This window comes from Streptomyces sp. NPDC021080, from assembly GCF_044333225.1.
GTDB lineage: Bacteria > Actinomycetota > Actinomycetes > Streptomycetales > Streptomycetaceae > Streptomyces.
In genome coordinates this window covers 130,200-145,278 of record NZ_JBIRQM010000021.1, presented here as the reverse complement: position 1 = coordinate 145,278, position 15,079 = coordinate 130,200, and the positions used below count along the sequence as shown (strand labels likewise).

Annotated in this window: 10 protein-coding genes and 1 pseudogene; 5 read left to right on the top strand and 6 right to left on the bottom strand. The window is 71.1% G+C overall.

What is annotated here, in order from left to right; all coding sequences use genetic code 11:
- The 4 genes from ACH4S8_RS38660 to ACH4S8_RS38645 form a co-directional block, all read left to right on the top strand.
- The coding region (locus ACH4S8_RS38660) for an NAD-glutamate dehydrogenase domain-containing protein (protein ID WP_398402813.1) at window positions 1–2,456 on the top strand (2,456 nt) is incomplete at its 5' end.
- Window positions 2,457–2,773: 317 nt separating this feature from the next.
- Complete coding sequence (locus tag ACH4S8_RS38655; protein ID WP_398402811.1) at window positions 2,774–3,244, top strand: GtrA family protein; 471 nt, start codon at window positions 2,774–2,776, stop codon at window positions 3,242–3,244.
- A gap of 37 nt (window positions 3,245–3,281) precedes the next feature.
- Entirely contained in the window at window positions 3,282–6,212 is a 2,931-nt protein-coding gene (locus tag ACH4S8_RS38650) for a CDP-glycerol glycerophosphotransferase family protein (RefSeq protein ID WP_398402809.1), read from the top strand.
- Window positions 6,209–7,357 carry a glycosyltransferase gene (locus ACH4S8_RS38645; RefSeq protein WP_398402807.1) on the top strand — a complete coding sequence of 383 codons (1,149 nt, stop codon included), beginning with the start codon at window positions 6,209–6,211 and terminating at the stop codon, window positions 7,355–7,357. The genes ACH4S8_RS38650 and ACH4S8_RS38645 overlap by 4 nt, the downstream gene beginning before the upstream one ends.
- Before the next feature lie 122 nt (window positions 7,358–7,479).
- Here the strand turns inward: ACH4S8_RS38645 and ACH4S8_RS38640 are convergent, their stop codons facing one another.
- The gene (locus tag ACH4S8_RS38640) at window positions 7,480–8,241 is read right to left on the bottom strand and encodes an ABC transporter ATP-binding protein (RefSeq protein ID WP_387710149.1); all 762 of its coding nucleotides are present in this window, start codon (window positions 8,239–8,241) and stop codon (window positions 7,480–7,482) included.
- Between the two features lie 76 nt (window positions 8,242–8,317).
- Window positions 8,318–9,238 carry an ABC transporter permease gene (locus tag ACH4S8_RS38635; protein ID WP_398402805.1) on the bottom strand — a complete coding sequence of 307 codons (921 nt, stop codon included), beginning with the start codon at window positions 9,236–9,238 and terminating at the stop codon, window positions 8,318–8,320.
- A 160-nt stretch (window positions 9,239–9,398) separates the two neighbouring features.
- Between ACH4S8_RS38635 and ACH4S8_RS38630 the strand changes: the two genes are divergently transcribed.
- Window positions 9,399–10,067, top strand: a complete 669-nt coding sequence (locus tag ACH4S8_RS38630) for a TetR/AcrR family transcriptional regulator (protein ID WP_398402803.1) — start codon at window positions 9,399–9,401, stop codon at window positions 10,065–10,067.
- A 64-nt stretch (window positions 10,068–10,131) separates the two neighbouring features.
- Here the strand turns inward: ACH4S8_RS38630 and ACH4S8_RS38625 are convergent.
- The 4 genes and pseudogenes from ACH4S8_RS38625 to ACH4S8_RS38610 form a co-directional block, all read right to left on the bottom strand.
- Window positions 10,132–10,413: pseudogene (locus tag ACH4S8_RS38625) on the bottom strand (ADP-ribosylglycohydrolase family protein); the annotation flags it as partial.
- 79 nt (window positions 10,414–10,492) lie between these two features.
- Window positions 10,493–11,473 (bottom strand): UDP-glucose 4-epimerase GalE, encoded by a 981-nt coding sequence (gene galE, locus ACH4S8_RS38620; RefSeq protein WP_398402801.1) that lies wholly within the window; start codon window positions 11,471–11,473, stop codon window positions 10,493–10,495.
- A gap of 122 nt (window positions 11,474–11,595) precedes the next feature.
- Complete coding sequence (locus ACH4S8_RS38615; protein ID WP_398402799.1) at window positions 11,596–13,191, bottom strand: glycosyltransferase family 2 protein; 1,596 nt, start codon at window positions 13,189–13,191, stop codon at window positions 11,596–11,598.
- A 55-nt stretch (window positions 13,192–13,246) separates the two neighbouring features.
- Window positions 13,247–14,545, bottom strand: coding sequence for a glycosyltransferase 87 family protein (locus ACH4S8_RS38610; RefSeq protein ID WP_398402797.1), 1,299 nt, complete (start codon window positions 14,543–14,545; stop codon window positions 13,247–13,249).
- Window positions 14,546–15,079 lie beyond the last annotated feature (534 nt).

Sequence of the window (15,079 nt, the reverse complement as noted above, 5' to 3'; positions counted from 1 at the left end):
CGCCCCGTGTCGAGGGTGTGCACCTGCGCTTCGGCAAGGTCGCGCGCGGTGGTCTGCGCTGGTCCGACCGGCGTGAGGACTTCCGCACGGAGATCCTCGGCCTGGTCAAGGCGCAGATGGTGAAGAACACCGTCATCGTGCCGGTCGGCGCCAAGGGCGGCTTCGTCGCCAAGCAGCTGCCCGACCCGTCCGTGGACCGCGACGCGTGGATGGCCGAGGGCATCCGCAGCTACCGGACCTTCATCTCCGCGCTGCTCGACATCACCGACAACATGGTCGCCGGTGAGATCGTGCCGCCCGCCGACGTCGTCCGGCACGACGAGGACGACACCTACCTCGTGGTCGCCGCCGACAAGGGCACGGCGACGTTCTCGGACATCGCCAACGAGGTCGCCCAGTCGTACGACTTCTGGCTCGGCGACGCCTTCGCCTCCGGCGGCTCCGCCGGGTACGACCACAAGAAGATGGGCATCACCGCCCGCGGTGCCTGGGAGTCCGTCAAGCGGCACTTCCGGGAGCTGGGCGTCAACACCCAGACGCAGGACTTCACCGTGGTCGGCGTCGGCGACATGTCCGGCGACGTGTTCGGCAACGGCATGCTGCTCTCCGAGCACATCCGCCTGGTCGCCGCGTTCGACCACCGGCACATCTTCATCGACCCGAACCCGGACGCGGAGACCTCCTACGCCGAGCGCCGCCGCCTCTTCGAGCTGCCGCGCTCCTCGTGGGCCGACTACGACACCGAGCTGATCTCGGCCGGTGGCGGCGTCTTCCCGCGCTCCGCCAAGGCCATCCCGGTCAACGCGCACATCCGCGAGGTCCTCGGCATCGAGTCGAACGTCGCGAAGATGACGCCGGCCGACCTGATGCGGGCGATCCTCCAGGCGCCCGTCGACCTGCTGTGGAACGGCGGCATCGGCACGTACGTGAAGTCGTCCGCCGAGTCCAACGCCGAGGTCGGGGACAAGGCCAACGACGCGATCCGCGTCGACGGAGCCGACCTGCGGGTCAAGGTCGTCGGCGAGGGCGGCAACCTGGGTCTGACCCAGCTCGGCCGGATCGAGTTCGCCCAGCACGGCGGCAGGATCAACACCGACGCCATCGACAACAGCGCGGGCGTGGACACCTCCGACCACGAGGTGAACATCAAGATCCTGCTCAACGCGGTGGTGGCCAACGGCGACCTGACCGTCAAGCAGCGCAACAAGCTGCTCGCCGAGATGACCGACGAGGTCGGCGCCCTGGTGCTGCGCAACAACTACGCGCAGAACGTGGCGATCTCCAACGCGCTGGCCCAGTCCCCGAGCATGCTCCACGCCCAGCAGCGCTTCCTGCGCCACCTGGTCCGCGAGGGGCACCTCGACCGGGCCCTGGAGTTCCTGCCCACCGAGCGCCAGATCCGTGAGCGGCTCAACGCCGGCCAGGGTCTGACCGGTCCGGAGACGGCGGTCCTCCTCGCGTACACGAAGATCACGGTCTCCGTCGACCTGCTCGCCACCTCGCTGCCCGACGACCCGTATCTGCAGAGCCTGCTGCTCGCGTACTTCCCGACGGCGCTGCGCGACCAGTTCCGCGAGCAGATCGAGGGGCACGCGCTGAGCCGTGAGATCGTGACGACCGTCCTGGTCAACGACACGGTCAACACGGGCGGTACGAGCTTCCTGCACCGTCTGCGCGAGGAGACGGGCGCCTCGCTGGAGGAGATCGTCCGGGCGCAGACCGCGGCCCGCGCGATCTTCAACTCCAGCGCGGTGTGGGACGCGGTGGAGGCGCTCGACAATGTCGTCGCCGCCGATGTGCAGACCCGGATCCGGCTGCACTCGCGCCGGCTCGTCGAGCGCGGCACGCGCTGGCTGCTCAACAACCGGCCGCAGCCGCTCCAGCTCGCCGAGACGATCGGCTTCTTCACCGACGGCGTCGAGCAGGTGTGGTCGGAGCTGCCCAAGCTGGTCCGCGGCACGGACCTGGAGTGGTACCAGCAGATCTACGACGAGCTGTCGGACGCCGGTGTGCCGGACGAACTCGCCACCCGTGTGGCCGGGTTCTCCTCCGCCTTCCCGGCGCTGGACATCGTCTCGGTGGCCGACCGCATGGGCAGGGACCCGATGGCCGTCGCCGAGGTCTACTACGACCTCGCCGACCGTCTCGGCATCACCCAGCTCATGGACCGCATCATCGAACTGCCGCGTGCCGACCGCTGGCAGTCCATGGCCCGCGCGTCGATCCGCGAGGACCTGTACGCGGCCCATGCGGCGCTCACCGCCGACGTCCTGGCGGTGGGCAACGGCACCTCCACGCCCGAGCAGCGCTTCGAGGCCTGGCAGGAGAAGAACACGGCGATCCTCGGGCGGGCCCGCACCACCCTGGACGAGATCCAGGGCTCGGACTCGTTCGACCTCGCCAACCTGTCGGTGGCGATGCGGACGATGCGGACACTGCTGCGCTCGCATTCCTAGAGGGCGGTCATCCACCAGCGGTTCCCGGGCGGCTCATGAGCCCGGGCGGCACACGGACGGGGGCGCCCCGGGTCATCACGACCCGGGGCGCCCCCGTTTTCCGTTTCCCGTGGGGCGGAGGTGCCTCCGTGCCACCGTCGTTCTTTCTTGCCGGTCTCACGCGAAACTCCGGCTCGTAATTTACCTATACCTGGTAAATAGGACATTTAGCTTAAGGTTGGCTCGGCCGACGGCCCGACCGGCGGCTCTATCGACGGACAGACGTGCGTGGAGGTTCCGGACCCGTGGCAGTGCACCTCACCGAAAGGCGGGCCCCCGTGGCGACGCCACCCGTCATCGGCCCCCGGCGGGCCCCCAAGGTGCCGAAGGGTCGGAAGGCCGGCCGGCTCGCCCTGGAGATGGCCCGCTTCTCCGTCGTCGGCGGCAGCGGGGTCGCCGTCAACATCCTCTTCTTCAACCTGGCGCTGCACGGCCTGAAGTGGGCCCCGATGGCCGCCACGGTGGCCGCCAGTTGTGTCGCCATGGGGACGAACTACCTCGGCTTCCGCTACTTCGCCTACCGGGACCGTGCCTCGCGCACCCCGCGCCAGATCGCCCTCTTCTTCGCGTTCAGTGGACTGGGCGTCGCCATGGAGAGCGTGCTGTTCTACATCGGCTACCACGGCCTGGGGATGAGCGGCCCGCTCGGCTCGAACGTCGCCAAGGCGCTGTCGATCGTCCTGGCCTCGGCGTTCCGTTTCGTGGTGTACCGGACCTGGGTCTTCCAACACGCGAAGAGCGCCCGATAGCACCCCAAAACGGGATGCGGTGTCTACGATTAATAGGATGAATGTGGATCAACCTCGCGTGTACGCCGAGCAGGGTACAGAGCCGGCCGCCTCCCCGGCCGGGACCACCGGGGGCGGGCCCGGCCGGCCCGCCGTCTCCGTGGTCGTCATCGTCTACAACGACGCCGCCCGGCTGCCCACGGCCGTGCGCTCCGTCCTGGACCAGACGCTGCACGACGTCGAGGTCGTCGTCGTCGACGACCGGAGCACCGACGGCTCGTACGAGGTGGCACGGGGGCTCGCCGCGGCCCACCCCGACCGGGTCCGCGCCTGCAGGCTGCCCGAGAACAGCGGCGGCTGCGGCGCTCCCCGCAACCGCGGCATCACCGAGGCCCGCGGCACCTACGTCCTCTTCCTCGACAGCGACGACGTCCTGGAGCGCAACGCCTGCCGCAACCTGCTGGAGGCCGCCGAGACCACCGGCGCGGACCTGGTCTCCGGCCTGTGCGTGCGCGTGCACGTCGACTCGCGCACCGGCAAGGAGGTCAAGTGGTACCCCTGGCTGTACGAGCGCACCCGGACCCTGGAGTCGATCTCCGAGCTGCCCGACCTGCTGGTCTTCGACACCCTGTCGACCAACAAGTGCTACCGCAGGCAGTTCCTGCTCGACGAGGAGCTGCGCTTCCCGGTCGGCATCCACTACGAGGACCTGCTCTTCTCCGCCCAGGCGTACGCCACCGCCCGCCGCATCACCCTCATCCCCAACCGGGTGTACGACTGGAGGGTCGCCGACAAGGCGGAGGCGAAGTCCATCAGCAACCGGCGTGACGAGATCGCCAACTTCACGCACCGCATGGAGATCCACCGCCGGGTCGACCGGCTCCTCGCGGAGAGGGGGCTGCTGGACCTGAAGTTCGCCAAGGACGTCAAGTTCCTCAAGCACGACCTCGTGCTGCACCTGCGCGAACTGCCCTTCCGCGACACCGCCTACCGCGAGGAGTTCGCGGCGATCGCCCGGCAGTACCTGGAGTCGATCGACCGCACCGCCTTCGACGAGACCGAACCCATTCAGGCCATCTGCGCCTACCTCCTCCAGGTGAGCGACTGGGACAACCTGCTGCCCGCCGTGGACACGCTCGCCAACCGCGACAAGATCTCCTCGCCGCTGGTCGAGCGCGACGGCCGCGTGTACTGGTGCGCCGAGCACCTCGACGATCCCTTCGGCCGGCACGTCCTGGACGTCACCGACCTCGGCCACCACATCAAGCCGGTCGACCGGATGTTCCTGCGCAACGAGTTGACCTCGTACGAGAGCACCGGCAGCACCGTCCGGTTGGCCGGGCGCGTCACCAACCCGCTCGGGGTGGTCCCGCCCGGCGCGCGGCTCGCCGGGGAGCTGGAGTTCTACGCCCGCCGCCGCGGAGTGCGCTTCCAGACCTTCCGCTTCCCCGTGGCCGACGTGCGGCACGCGGGCGAGACGGTCGTCTGGGAGGGCTCGGCGGATCTCACGGCCGTGCGTCCGCTGGGCATCGTGGACGCCGTGTGGGACGTACGGCTCCACCTCGACGTCGACGGCGTACGCACCACCACGAGACTCACCGCGGCCGAACCCGGGCTGGCCGCGGGCCCCTTGCCCGTCCGGCCCCGGCTCACCCGGCTGGTCGCCGACCGTATCGAGCCGGTGGTCTCCTCGCGCGGGCACCTGTCCTTCCGGCTGGTGCCCGACAAGAAGGCGAACGTCCTCGTGCAGCGCGGGGTGCACGGCCGGGCCGGCGCACTCGCCAAGTCCGGTTACCGCAGGGCCCGTTCCCTGCGCAAGGAACTCACCTCCGGCGAGACCAAGATCCGCCTCTACCACGAGGTGTTCAGCCGGCTGCCCGTCCGCAAGGGACTCGTCGTCTTCGAGAGCCACCTGGGCCGCCAGTACAGCGACAGCCCCCGGGCGATCTACGAGGAGATGCGCCGCCAGGGGCTGGAGTTCGAGCCGGTCTGGGCGTACACCGACAGTCCGGCCGGCTTCCCGGACGACGCCACCCTCGTACGCCGCTGGTCGCTGCCCTACCTCAGGGCGCTCGCGCAGGCCGAGTTCTGGGTCGACAACCAGAGCTACCCGCTGAAGCTGGCCAAGCGGCCGGACACGACGTACATCCAGACGTGGCACGGCTCCGCGCTCAAACGGATGGGCTTCGACGAGGCCGAGTGGAAACTCAAGTCCCGTGAGGCGCAGGACGAGCAGCAGAAGACGCTCGACCGCTTCGACCGGTTCCTGATCCGCTCCGAGCACGATGTGCACACCCTCGCGCGGGCGTTCCGGCTCCAGGAGCGGACCCTGCTGCGGGTCGGATACCCGCGCAACGACGCGCTCGTGCGGGCGAGGCGGCAGGAGGAGGCCGGCGGGAGGCGCGAACGCGGCCCGCTGGCGGCCGAGCTGGGCATCCCCGAGGACCGGCAGATCCTCCTGTACGCCCCGACCTTCCGCAGCCGCGGCAACGGACAGAAGCGGTTCGAGCTGCCTTTCGACGTCGAGCGCTTCGCCGACACCTTCGGGGACCGCTACGTCCTCCTGGTCCGTTCCCACTACCTGAACCACGTCGTGCTCCCGCCGTCCGTGCGCGGCCGGGTCGTCGACGTCACCACGCACCACGACATGACCCCGCTGCTGGCCCTGGCCGACGGGCTGATCACCGACTACTCGTCCGTGATGTTCGACTACGCCCTCCTCGACCGTCCGATGTTCTTCTTCGCGTACGACTACGACGCGTACGTGCACGAGGACCGCGGAACGTACTTCGACCTGCTGGAGCGCGCGCCCGGACCCGTCGTGCGGACCGAGGACGAACTGCACACCGTGCTCGGCTCGCTGGAGGAGCAGAGCGTCAAGTACGCGCCCAGGCGTGAGCAGTTCCTCGCCGACTTCGGCGAGTACGACAAGGGGACGGCGGCCCGGAGCGTCGTCGACCAGTTCTTCGGACAGTGGAGGCGTGGATGACCGGCCCGCAGCGGGACATCTTCTTCGTCTCCAACAGCGTCGACGAACTGGGCGGGGTGACCAGCTGGTCGCACCAGATGGCCCGGCTGTTCACCGAACGCGGTCACCGCGTGCACGTCGTGGGTGTCACCGAGCCGGCCGTTCCCCAGGAACTGGGCGAACTCCCTTATCCCACCACGACGTTGTACGACGTCCACCCGCCCCGGGTCGGACCGGCCCGCGGACTCAGGGGGCGGCTCGACGTCGCCGAGCGCAGGCTGCGGGCCGAACGGGCGGCGGGCATGCGGGAGAAGGCCGCGGAGCTGACCGCGCTGTTCCGGGCCGCGCGCCCTGGCGGTGTCGTGATCGTCACCCAGGTGTGGGCCATGGAATGGGTGGAACTCGCCGACACCGGCGGGCTGACCGTCATCGGGATGAGCCACGAGTCCTTCGAGTACTCCCGGACGACCTCGCGCTTCCGGCGGGTGCTGAAGCACTACAAGGACGTCGACCGGATGCTCGCGCTCACCCGCGAGGACGCCGACCTGTGGATCGGACAGGGGATGGACAACGCGTCCTTCATGCCGAACCCCCTTCCGTTCATGCCCGAGGTGCCCTCGCCGCGCACCGGGGACGCCGTCGTCAGCGTGGGACGGCTGACCGACCAGAAGGGCATCGACATGCTCCTCGACGCCTGGGCCGAGGTCGCCCCGCTCCACCCCGAGTGGCGGCTGCGGATCTACGGCTCCGGCGAGGACGAGGAGATCCTCAGGAAGCAGTGCACCGCTCTCGCCCTGGACGACTCGGTCGACTGGATGGGGCGGACGAGCGATGTGCCGGGCGCGCTGCGCGGCGGCTCGGTGTTCGTGCTCTCCTCGCGCGGAGAGGGCTTCCCGCTCGCCCTCATGGAAGCCATGGCCGCCGGTCTGCCGTGCGCCGCCTTCGACTGCGCGCCCGGCGTCCACGAGATCGTCCGGGACGGTGAGGACGGCCTGCTGGCCACCCTCGGCAACACCGGTGAACTGGCCCGCCGGCTGGACACGCTGATGTCCGACAAGGCGCTGCGGGACTCCATGGGCGAGGCGGCGCGCGCGAACGTCCAGCGCTTCACGACGGACGAGGTCGTCCGCCGGTGGGAGGAACTGTTCGCGTTCCTGGAGCGCTGAGCGGGCGGGAGGGCCCGGAACGACCGAGGCGGAGCCGTCGCCGGCTCCGCCTCGGTCACCGCTCGCGCCTCACGTACCGACGCATCGCGTGCTCACGCGTCACGCTTCACGTGCTCACGCGGCTACTTGCCCGTGAACTTCTCGTACTCCTTGAGGACGTCCTCGGTCGGGCCGTCCATGCGCAGCTCGCCGCGCTCCAGCCACAGCACGCGGTCGCAGGTGTCGCGGATCGACTTGTTGTTGTGGCTGACCAGGAACACCGTGCCCGCGGTCTTGCGCAGCTCGCGGATACGGGCCTCGGACCGCTTCTGGAAGGAGCGGTCACCGGTCGCGAGGGCCTCGTCGATCATCAGCACGTCGTGGTCCTTGGCCGCCGCGATGGAGAAGCGCAGCCGTGCCGCCATGCCGGAGGAGTAGGTCCGCATCGGCAGCGTGATGAAGTCGCCCTTCTCGTTGATGCCCGAGAAGTCGACGATCTCCTGGTAGCGCTCCTTGACCTGCTCGCGGGACATGCCCATGGCGAGCCCGCCGAGGTAGACGTTGCGCTCGCCGGTCAGGTCGTTCATCAGGGCCGCGTTCACCCCGAGCAGCGAGGGCTGGCCGTCCGTGTAGATCCTGCCGTTCTCCACCGGGAGCAGGCCCGCGACCGCCTTGAGCAGCGTGGACTTGCCGGAGCCGTTGGTGCCGATCAGGCCGATGGCCTCGCCGCGGTAGGCGGTGAAGGAGACGCACTTGACCGCGTGCACCTTGCGGACGCCGGCCGCCTGCTCGGACTGCTTGCGGCGCAGGATGCGGTTGAGCGCGGCGGTGGCGCTGCCCCGCCCGGCGCCGGTGCCGTTGACGCGGTACACGATGTCGACGCGGTCCGCGATGACGGTCGGGATGGGCTCGGCGTCGGCCGCCGGGGCCGCCGCGGTCGCGCTCGGGGCGCTCTGCGGCTGGGTGTCCTGCGCGATGATGTCATCCACGGCCGTACGTCTCCTCAGCCTTCCAGAAGTAGATGAAGCCGCCGACGCCGACGACCAGGGCCCAGCCCACCGCGAGTGCCCAGACGTGGTGCGGCAGCTGGTGCGCGTGGAAGCTGTCGATCAGCGAGAAGCGCATCAGGTCGATGTAGACGGCCGCCGGGTTGCTCTCCAGCGCGACCATCGCCCAGTGGGGCAGACTGCTGTGGCTGAGCACCTTGTCGATGCTCCACATGACGCCCGAGACGTACATCCAGGTACGCAGGATGAACGGCATCAGCTGAGCGATGTCCGGCGTCTTGGCGCCCATCCGGGCCATGATCATCGCGACGCCCGCGTTGAACGTGAACTGGAGCACCAGCACGGGCACCGCGAGCAGCCACGAGGCGCTCAGCGGGACGCCGAAGCAGAGCAGGATGACGACCAGCGCGGCCATCGAGAACAGCAGCTGCTGGAGCTGCTGGATGGCGTACGACACCGGCAGCGCGGCACGCGGGAAGTGCAGGGCGCGGACCAGGCCGAGGCTGCCGGAGATCGCCCGGGTGCCCGCCATGATCGAGCTCTGGGTGAAGGTCCAGATGAAGACGCCGGTGACCAGGAAGGGGATGTAGTCCGGCACGCCGTGCTTGGTGCCGAGCAGGACACCGAAGATGAAGTAGTAGACGGCCGCGTTGAGCAACGGGGTCATCACCTGCCACACCTGGCCGAGCTTGGCCTGGCTGTACTGCGCGGTGAGCTTGGCGGTGGCGAACGCGGTGATGAAGTGGCGTCGCGCCCACAGCTGGCGGACGTACGCGGGCAGGCTCGGGCGCGCGCCGCTGACGGTGAGGCCGTACCGGGCGGCGATGGCCGCGGCGTCCTCGGCGGGGGAGGCCGATGACGCTGTCGGGGGCGGTGTGTTGAGGACCTGGCTCACATCCGTTGCTTTCGCTCGGGGGGTGGGGGCGCGCGGTCGGCCCCGGGTGTTTCCGACGGTGTTTCTTGCCGTTTTCTTGCGTCGGAACGGGACCGTATCGTCGTAACGCGAGAGTAGGCCCAGTCGACGTCGGAACGCAACCGTTTCGTCGTAACGCCCTATGCTGGTCCGTATGACGACGAACGCCGACACAGCCGCGAGTGCCGCCACGCCCGCGCCTGCCGACGGGAAGGCCAGGCGTCGCCGGGCTCCCGCCGGTGCGGCCGTCCTGCGCGAGGACGTCACCGAGGCGATCCGCGCCGCCGTCTTCGAGGAACTCGCGTCCGTCGGCTACGCCAGGATGTCCATCGAGGGCATCGCCCGCCGTGCGGGCGTCGGCAAGACCGCGGTGTACCGGCGCTGGCGCTCCAAGCTCCATCTCGTGCTCGACCTGGTCTCGGCGATCGCGGTCCAGGGCCTTCCGGCACCGGACACCGGCTCCCTCGAGGGCGACCTGCGGCTGCTGTACGAGGTCACCTCGCGCGCGCTGCGGCACCCGGTGGCCGGCCAGATCATCCCCGACCTCCAGGCCGAGGCGGCCCGCAACCCCGAGATCGCGGACGCCATGCAGGCGGCGCTGCGCGAGGGCCAGCAGTCGGTGTCGAGCGGGATCGTCGCGTCGGCCGTGGCGCGGGGCGAGATCCGCGAGGGCGTCGACGTCGAGCTCGCGCTCGACCTGATGTCGGGACCGCTGTACTGGCGCGCGGTGGTCGTCCGCGGCCCCAAGGTCCCGAAGGGCTACCTGGCCAGCCTGGCCCGCGCGACAGCGGCGGCCCTGAAGGCACTCTGACCCCACTGCCCCCGGCTCGGCCCCGCCCCTCGGGAACGGGCCCCTCTCCGGCGGGCCGCCGCTCGGCCGGCCGGAGAGCGAGGTCCCCGAGTCCGGCCGCCCGCAGCACCCGCCCGCCGAAGCCCGGCAGGGGCACGTGCAGCGGCTCGGTCCAGCGGGCGGGCAGGGCCGCGTCCCCGTGCACCGCTCCCGCGAGCGCGCCCGTCACCGCCGCGACGGTGTCCGTGTCGCCGCCCGGATCGATCGCGGCGCGCACGGCGTCCTCGAAGGAGTCCGTGGTCCGCAGCGCCCACACGGCCGAGCCGAGACAGGGCCGCACGGCTCCGTCGAACCCGTTCGCCAGGTCATGGGGCGAGCGTACGGCGCCGGTGGAGGGCGGCCGTCGAGAGGGCGGCCGGGGAACGGGGTTCAGTGGTGGTCCGGTGTCACGTGCGGCTGGCGCCCGGGTGGTGGCGGAGCCAGCCGGACCAGGCCGAGGTGATCATGTCCTCGACGTCGTAGCGGGCCTTCCAGCCCAGTTCGTCGGCGATGCGGTGGGCGGAGGCGACCACGCGGGCCGGGTCGCCGGGGCGGCGCGGGGTGGTGACCGGGGGCCGGTCGTGGCCGGTGAGGGCGTTGATGCGGTCGATCATCTCGCGCACCGAGACGCCTTCGCCGCGGCCGATGTTGAGAGTCAGGGCGGCTCTGGGGGAGGCCATGAGGGCGCGGGCCGCGGCCACATGAGCCTCGGCCAGGTCGACCACATGGATGTAGTCGCGCACACAGGTGCCGTCCGGCGTCGGGTAGTCGTCGCCGAAGATCCGCGGCGGAGCGTTCTCGGTCAGTTTCTCGAAGACCATCGGGACGAGGTTGAAGACGCCCGTGTCGGCCAGTTCGGGGGCCGCGGCGCCGGCCACGTTGAAGTAGCGCAGACAGGCCGTGGACAGACCCGTCGCGCGGCCGGTCGCGCGCACCAGCCACTCGCCCGCCAGCTTCGTCTCGCCGTACGGGCTCATCGGCGCGCACGGTGTCTCCTCCGTCACCAGGTCCACGTCCGGCATTCCGTACACCGCGGCCGAGGACGAGAAGACGAACGCGGTCACGGAGGCCGCGGTCACGGCCTCCAGCAGGACGCGCAGGCCCTCGACGTTCTCCCGGTAGTAGTGCAGGGGCAGCTCCACCGACTCGCCGACCTGCTTCTTCGCCGCCAGGTGGACGACACCGGTGACGGAGTGCTCCGTGAGCGTCCGGGCCAGCAGTTCGCCGTCCAGGGTCGAGCCGACCACCAGGGGAACGTCCGACGGCACCCGCTCCGCGATCCCTGTCGACAGGTCGTCGTACACCACGGCCTGTTCGCCCGCCTCGCGCAGCGCGCGGACGATGTGCGCCCCGATGTAGCCGGCGCCGCCGGTGATCAGCCAGGTCATGTGCGGCCGTTCCCCTCGTGAAAATGGGTCCGTGGTGCCGGACCCCGTGCCTGCGGCCGGGGAGAGCGGCGGGCGCGCGTGACGGTGTCCGCGTCCGCGCCTCGCGTCTCCGCGTCCGCGTATCAGTGAAGCAGGCGGCGGAGCCTTCGCGACACCACTTCGGTCATTCCTCGCCAACCGGGCGCCGTCCGCAGTCCCAGGGCCCCCGCGTGCGTCCGGTACGGCTGGACGAGGAGAACGCCGTGGTGAGCGTCCACGATGGCGCGGCGGCGCAGCAGGCCGGGTCCGCCGAGCGCGTGCGCCGACACCTCCCGGCTCGTGCCGTCGCGAAAGCGCACGGCCAGGCGCAGATCCCAGACGCCCGCGCCCAGTGCCGGCAGCCGCACCGGAATCCGCGCGGACCAGGAGTCGCCGTAGCGGTCCGCCACCAGGGCAGCCGTGCCGCTCAGGCCCACCCGCCCGTCCTCCCGGTGGACGAACTCCACGTCCGCCGAGACGGGCCCCGCCTCGGCCATCCGCCCGTACAGCTCGTGCAGGCGCAGCCGCAGCAGGGTGCCCCGGGCGCGGGGGCGCAGTTCCGCGTCGACGGCGGCGGGCAGCAGGTGGGCGGGCCGGCCCAGGAAGTGCTCCAGGGTCACCTCGGGGAGGTCGGGCGACCACACCGGGGTGCCGTCGCCGTCGCGGGCGTAGGGCGGGAGCAGCCGGGCCGGGCGGGCCGCCAGTTCCTTGAGGCGGGGCAGGTCGCACGGGGTGGGGCGGGCGAGGATCACGCGGGCGACGAGGCGGCCGGGGGCGGCCGGATTGACGGTGAAGTCGGCCGCGTCGAACGTCGACAGGTACACCCGGGTGAGGTCCCACCAGGCGCTTCGGTACTCGGGGGTGCGCAGTTCCAGTTCGCGCGTGTACATCCGCAGCTCGTGGTCGAGGAACTTGGCGTGCACGGCCCGCGCGAGCTGTTTCTCACCGGCGTTCAGAAGGATCTCGTACGCCGCCTGGTTCGCCTCGGTCCGTGCCCGCCAGTTGCCGATGTCGGCGCGGTCGAGCGAGATGGACAGGCGGTCGGCGGTGCGCCGTACGTGCCAGACGTACACCGTCTCGGGGATCAGGACGATGCGCGGCGTGGCGGCCAGCACCCGCGCGGTGAACACGAAGTCCTCGTAGGGGTAGCGGCCCTCGGGGAAGCGGATGCCGTGCTCGCGCAGGAAGTCGGTGCGGTACAGCTTGTTGACGCAGAGGGTGTCGTGGGTCAGCCGCAGACGGCGCGAGGGGCGGGATATCAGGGTGGGCCGCGCGTACAGCGCGCGTTCCCAGGGGACCTCGCGGCCCGAGGGCAGTTCGCGCCGTACGCACAGCCCGGCCGCCACCTGGACGTGGTGTTCCTCGGCGGAGCGGAGCAGCGCGTCCACCGCGCCGGGCGGCAGGACGTCGTCGCTGTCCAGGAACATCACGTACCGGGCCGAGGCCGCGTCGATGCCGTCGTTGCGCGGGCTGCCGCAGCCGCCGCTGTTGGCCGGCCGGTGGATCACCTTCAGGCGCGGCTCCCCGTCGGCGAGGGCGTCGAGGAGGGCGCCGCTGCCGTCCGCCGAGCAGTCGTCCACGGCGATGACCTCGCGCACGGCCGGACCCTGCGCGAGCGCCGAGCGTACGGCGTCCGCCACATGGGCGGCGTCGTCGTACCCGATGACGACGACGCTGACCTGCGCATGCTGAGCGTTCATGTGATCCACGAGCCGGAATCGTAAGGATTGCGGGTAATTCTCCGTTAAGAGGCGGTCACTGTCTTGTTCGGAGACCGGCGGGAATCCGGTGTGTGCTCCGCCCCCGTCCGGCCGGTGCCGCGCGGTGCGGGGCGGCCGTGGACAGGCCCGACCGCCACAGCCGTACGAAGGACCATCCCGCCGCCGTCGCCAGCAGGCCATTGCGTACGAGCATCAGCAGGCAGCCCGTCCAGGTGCTGCGCTCCACTTCGCCGTACAGCCCCGGGTACGCCACCGAACTGACCGCCGTCGCCGCCAGGAGGAGCACGGCGACCGGGCGCTGTGTGGTGTGCCGCGAGGTCAGGCAGACGGCGGCGAGGCCCAGCAGCCACACCATGTACTGGGGACTGATGACCCGGCTCGTCACGGTGAACAGCAGGACGGCGGTGAGCGCCGCGTCGTACGGGGTGGCGCTCGTCCAGCGCCGTGCCCGGACCCGCCACAGCAGCACGAGCGCGAACGCGGCGACCGTCAGGGCGAGCGAGCAGGCCGCGACCACGCCGGTGTACGGCCCGACGAACTCCATCGCGCCGTACTGGTAGCGGGCTGTCCCCGGCCAGCCGGCGTGGCGCGCGAAGCCGAGGACCGTGCCGCCGAGGGACTCGATCTGGACACCCCGGCCGCTCTGCTGGCGCAGGAAGTCGAAGGGCCGGCTGAAGAGGGCCGCGAGGACGGCGAGCAGCGCGGCGCCGGTGACCGCCGCCGACGTCCACACCTTCCGGGTGGTGCGGCCCCGCGGGGTGCCGATCAGCGCCAGCGCGGGCCAGACCTTCACCAGCGCTCCCGCCGCCGCGAACGCGCCGCCCGCGCGCGGGCGGCGCGAGAGCGCCAGCAGGGAGACGACGGCGAAGGCGGTGACCTGCACGTCGTACCGGGCGAGCGGGATGTGCAGCAGCAGGGGCAGGCCCAGCACCCACAGCCAGGCGCCGCGCGCGCTGCGGCCGGGCCGCAGCCCCGCGCGGGTGAGGACGGCGGCGATCACCGCGTCGGCGGCGAGCGTGCAGGCCACGAACGCGGTGGAGTACGTCAGCCCCGGCAGCAGTCCGGGCGCCAGCAGGACCGGGCCGGCGCCCGGCGGGTACTGCCACAGCCGGTCGCCCACCGGGAACGTGCCCTGCGACAGGACGCCGTACCAGTGGAAGTACAGATGACCCACCTCGCGGGACACCCCGCCCCGGCCGAGCGGGGCGAGCCGGTCGTGGGCGAGGAGCCACAGCATCAGCGCGCGGGTGGCGAGCCAGGCGGCGGCGAGAGCGGGCGTGGCGAGCCGGGCGGCGGCGAGGACGGGCGGGCGGTGGTTCCGGAAGGCGCTCATCAAGCCCGGATCGTAAGCCGCATGGATGGGTCATAGCGTGCAATACGCGTCAATGCCGATCAAAGGTTGTTTAATAGCAAAAACTATCGCTCATGGTATATGCGTGGATGCGGCCGCAGACGGCCCGTCGGTCCATGGCCCCGCGTCCGGTGGCCCCGCCTCCGGCCGCTCGGCGTCCGGAGGCGATGCCCGCCGTCCTGGCCGTCCTCGTGCCCGTCCTGGTCATGCTCGCGATCGGCCTGTGGGGGCTCGACCGCGGCGGCATGTGGCGCGACGAGGCGGTGACCTTCCAGGTCGCGCGGCGCTCGGTGCCCCAGATCTGGCACCTGCTGCACACCGTGGACGCCGTGCACGGCCTGTACTACCTCCTCATGCACCCCGTCCTCGCACCGCACCCCGGCGAGATCGCCCTGCGCCTGCCCTCCGTCTGCGGCGCCGCCGCGGCCGCCGGGCTCGTGGCCGCGCTCGGCGTCCGCCTCGGCCGCCCGCGCGTCGGCCTGTGGGCGGGCCTGCTGTACGCCGTCACGCCCATGA